This window comes from Facilibium subflavum (assembly GCF_003574485.1).
Taxonomy (GTDB): Bacteria; Pseudomonadota; Gammaproteobacteria; order Francisellales; family Francisellaceae; genus Facilibium; species Facilibium subflavum.
The window spans coordinates 1-4,471 of sequence record NZ_QLIT01000189.1; the positions used below are offsets into that span (position 1 = coordinate 1).

The window sequence follows — 4,471 nt, forward strand, 5'->3', positions numbered from 1 at the left end:
TTTTTCTTCGTGTACAGTAGTTGATTCTATATTACGTGTTAAAAATCGCAGTTTTTTAATGAAATTTTGATCACAATATTTTTGATTAAAATAATGCACAAAAATGCCAGGGGAACTTAGTTTTGCATTACTGATTTGATCTAAAAGTTCCGCTCTTTCTAAAAGCTGTGCATAAATCAGTTTGGCATCAAATGCTTTTTGCTCACCTTCATCAATAAGGCGCTGTAATGCGCGCAATAAATGATTTAACTGCATCTGTGATAACTCTGGCAAAAATAAAATACGATCTTCACCTTCATATTCTAATGGGTAAGCATCCAGCAAACATGCCTTTGCACACAACTGGCACACTAAACGAAAATTATCAAAGTGGTTATCTGTGTAATCACCATTATGATTGATTACTTCAGCCGCTTCAATCGTAAGCTTGTCATCACAATACTGACAATAACCTTTACTTTGCGCATATAATTCAGGCTTTAACTGTTGCATCAGTTTTGTTTTTTTACGCTTTTGAAATAAAGACCAGTTGCCAAAATAGGCTTGTAAGGTTAATGCTTCGCTCATAAATACTCCAAAAGCTAGAAATCTTTGACATCAAGATATTGTTCATAATAAAGCTTCAATGCTTCAACAGCAGAATCAATCATCGGAATATGAACGGCTGTTTTTGCCTGGCATTCTATTAACCAGTGCGCACGTACCGCAGCACCTTCTGTGAAAACAGCCTGGCGACCCACATTGTTTAATGTATACCAAAGTTCTCGATCAAACGCTTTAAGCCATAAAAAACTTGAAGTTGCGACAATACCTGTTTGCCTTGCCGATAATAGCAATGTCGTAAATATGGTATTCTCATAAGCATGGGCTTTAATAATTTCTTGCACTTTTTCATGATGAACGCTTCGTGCAATAACCTTATCAATCATCTTCAACTGTAATACTTCATTTTTCTCTTTTTGTATATCAATCTCACTGGCAATCTCTTTTAACATTGCCTCTGCCTTTTGGCGCTCACCGATAACATAGGCACATAAACAGGCAAAGACAATCCTTCTCACAGGGATAAGCTGCTCAACTCCTTTCCACTTATTACCTAACATACCTTGCATCAGTGTCTTTGCCTTTTCAACATCAAACTTACCCTTGCTGCCATCTGTACTTGTTATAAGCTTATGCTTTTTTATAAATGCTTTTGGTGATAACCCCATTGCCCATGAGCCTTTATCTAATGGCTGTTTTACTAACTGTGTGCACTGTGTTAGCTTAGCGTATGGAAAAACAGGTAATAATAACTTTAACAAGCTGTGCATATTATATTTATCAACGAAAAATCGTTTAGGATGTTTGTAGTATAAAAGCACACCAAGCCCCGCAATAATGAGGATACTTGGCCAACGCAAACCTTGGCCGACACTTTGTGCCAAATAATAAAGATCAACCGCACTGACTTTCGTGGTATTAGCATAATCTATCCAGATCATCAGCTGATGATAATGTTGGTTAAATATGGCAAGAATGGATAGTTCAAAATATTTAAAAGCAAGTACGGCATGTATAATCTGGCGATGAAAAAAGAAATAAAGCAACATCCCAATAATTGCAAGCGCAACTACGATATATAATGGCACTAACTCTGTGCCTTGTTCATTATTGTTTCTCTGTGCAGACATTGCTTATTATTAATAATTTAATCACATGGTGGTAACATTACATTAGATTTGCGTTTTTTAGTACGTGGCAGGCCCGCAATAATTAAGCACTAGAAAATATTACATGGAGAACCACTACAACACCCGCCTTTTTTTAGCTTACTGTCTACTTCAAAAGATCCAGCTGTTGTATTTTTGCCCCTCAAAATGTTTGACGTATTATAGTGTTCTATTTGCTTTAACTTAGTAGGCTCTCTGCCATTTTGCCATAGCTGTTTTTCCGTGCCTTTGCCATTTACACCGTTGCACTCCTGAGCGACAAAGCTTTCACCTGCTGTTGTATCCTGTCGCTTACTCTCTTGCATATGTAACGATTCAGCAGCTTTTTTGTATTGCGCATAAAATATTTTACCTGGACAGCTTGTTGAGCGTTGGTGTTTATTATCTCCCTGAGTCTCTGTTAAATTTTGACTTGAACAGCCGATTTGGTTAGTGAAGACATCATCAAGCTTAGGTCTGGATGAAACGTTCAAGGAAGATGTTTGTTCATAGATACTTTGATTACAGGGTTGCTTTGGCTGATTTTCCTCTGGATTATTATTTGGGTTATTATCAGAAGAATTATTACGACTGTTATTATCACTATTAGGAACTTGATTATCGCCCTGGCTAACTAGCTTAGAAGCTCCTATATTGATATTGGTGGTTTGTGGTTGGTTATCAGCATCATTATAGTATATTTTAAAGTGAATATTTGCTGACTCTCCCCCTAAAGCTCGTGTTGTCATAAAGTCATATTCAACTTCCTTTCCAAATCCTTGCTTACTAGGAACCATCACACCCACCCCTTCTTTTCTTCTAGGCAACTCCAATTTGGCACCGCCACTTAAAATCAGTTCAAATTTTGACACATTAACAGGCCACTTTACACCGATGAACATCTTATTTATTTGTCGTGCTGTTAGCTTAGAAAAACTTGAAATCGCATCAGGGGCAAGCCCTTTTCCTACTCGTTGTTTAAGATAAGCTATTGTTTTATCTTTTATTGAATTTTGAAAATCTTCTATTGTTGTTCCTGGCATATATCACTCCCGTTTTATTGATCTACAAAATGCCTTGCCAGCGAGTAATAAACTATCCAAATGAGTTATTATTAGGCATTTGACCTCTCCCATCAGCTTTATTACAAGAATAAGCTTATTGCCATGGCCAAAACGCTTTTGGTTACTAATGATCATTACCAAGCAATGATGCGTGGCTAAATGCGTAATCTGCTTAATTTAAAATTGAATTGACCCAAGTAGATAACAGTTACTCTGATATAAAAAATGTATTATTGAATACTCTTACTAAAATAAATAGCAATCTGATTCATCAACGCCCAATACATTTGATCTTGCTTAACGCCTAACTTAGGTGCCAAAGCCTGTGTGAGAGAAACCAGTAATTTTGCAAAATCATTTGACTTGGCGGCCTTTTGCATGGCTTGGTAGTCTGCTATTTGATTAATATCGCTTTTCATCATAAACATCAAAGCCTGATAGCTATCGGTTAAGCCTGTTTTATTCTCTGCCTTATGCACAAAATCTTTAACGCTTTGTGGCAGTTTTAAGGTGAAAATGGTTACACCAAAGACTTTTACCGGTTTATTAATGTTTAATGCCGCCTCTAATGCATGATTCACATCAACCACAGCTTGTGTTACACCTGAGATAGTGGCATTTTGTCTTAATGCCATCACATTAGACTTTAAAACTTCTGGTGTCACCGAATAAAGATTCTTTATCGCACCATCTCTTGCTTTTTTATACACACCTTGCACGTCAACCTGCAACTGGTATGCCAAACCATTAATCTGAACATAGGTATTCATTGCCTTAGATGTTCCTTGTTTTTGAACCAGGCTAATACCATTTATAAGCATATAATTTAAGAAGTGGTTAAAATCCTGTGCGTTTTCACCGTTATCTTTGTCCTGCCAAAAATCGACACGTGCCTGCCAGGCATTATCAAAAGCATGTTTATAAGCGACTAAATGTTGATCCATTATCGTTAAATCACGAATATTTTTTGCTGCCTTGTAAACCTCAATGCCAGCTTGTTTTGTTTGATCCTCGGCCTTTTTCACAAGTGGATCATTTGCATAAGCTGGATACTCGTTATAAAGCAGACTTCCTAAAGCGATACCTGAAGTGAGTGTTTGCACATATTCTTTATTTGCTGCGGCATTATAAAATGCATTAAACCGCTGAATCCTCTGTGGTTGACCAGATAGACTTTGGCTTGAAAAATTACCAAGCGATTGTTCTATTACGGTTTTATTTAATGTATTATCAGTATCGACTGCTTTAATCGAATTAGCATTTACTAACGTTGTAGTTGCACAGCTTAATAACAAGCACGTTGATAATGTTTTTATTTGTCGAGTAGACATCTCTGTTTCTCCTATTTATAATTTAAATTTTAAACATAATGTGAGAAAGCATGATGCCCCTCACAGAACCGTACTTGTAGATTTCCCACATACGGCTCTTCAATTTAACTCACTGAACCTGTTAAAGTATAAAAATCATGTGTGATTCGTGGCTGCGGTAGTGGGTAACGTTCAATATATTTGTTGAACTTCTCCCAACTCATTTTCCGCTTCTGGCTTCTTCGATTTAACCACTTCTTTGCCAATCTTTTGGCAATTGAGTAATATTTTGCGATTGCAGGAAAATTCCCGCTCACGCCATAGTATTCAAAATGCCCTCTTAGCTTAGCTTTGAGTGTTTTCCACCACTGCCTCGTCGGGAGCAAATTCCTAATAGCCTTAAACC

5 protein-coding genes are annotated in these 4,471 nt (G+C 37.0%); all 5 read right to left on the reverse strand.

Annotation, left to right across the window (positions count from 1 at the left end):
- A partial coding sequence (locus tag DNK84_RS10665; protein WP_162902389.1) for an HNH endonuclease occupies window positions 1-567 on the reverse strand: 567 nt, incomplete at its 3' end.
- A 14-nt stretch (window positions 568-581) separates the two neighbouring features.
- On the reverse strand, window positions 582-1,673 hold the full coding sequence (icmP, locus tag DNK84_RS10670) for a type IVB secretion system coupling complex protein DotM/IcmP (protein WP_119344496.1): 1,092 nt from the start codon (window positions 1,671-1,673) through the stop codon (window positions 582-584).
- A gap of 89 nt (window positions 1,674-1,762) precedes the next feature.
- Window positions 1,763-2,734, reverse strand: a complete 972-nt coding sequence (locus DNK84_RS10675; RefSeq protein ID WP_119344497.1) for a hypothetical protein — start codon at window positions 2,732-2,734, stop codon at window positions 1,763-1,765.
- Between the two features lie 251 nt (window positions 2,735-2,985).
- Window positions 2,986-4,086, reverse strand: a complete 1,101-nt coding sequence (locus DNK84_RS10680; protein ID WP_119344498.1) for a hypothetical protein — start codon at window positions 4,084-4,086, stop codon at window positions 2,986-2,988.
- Between the two features lie 104 nt (window positions 4,087-4,190).
- On the reverse strand, window positions 4,191-4,471 hold a 281-nt coding region (locus tag DNK84_RS10685), incomplete at its 5' end, for a hypothetical protein (protein WP_456236418.1).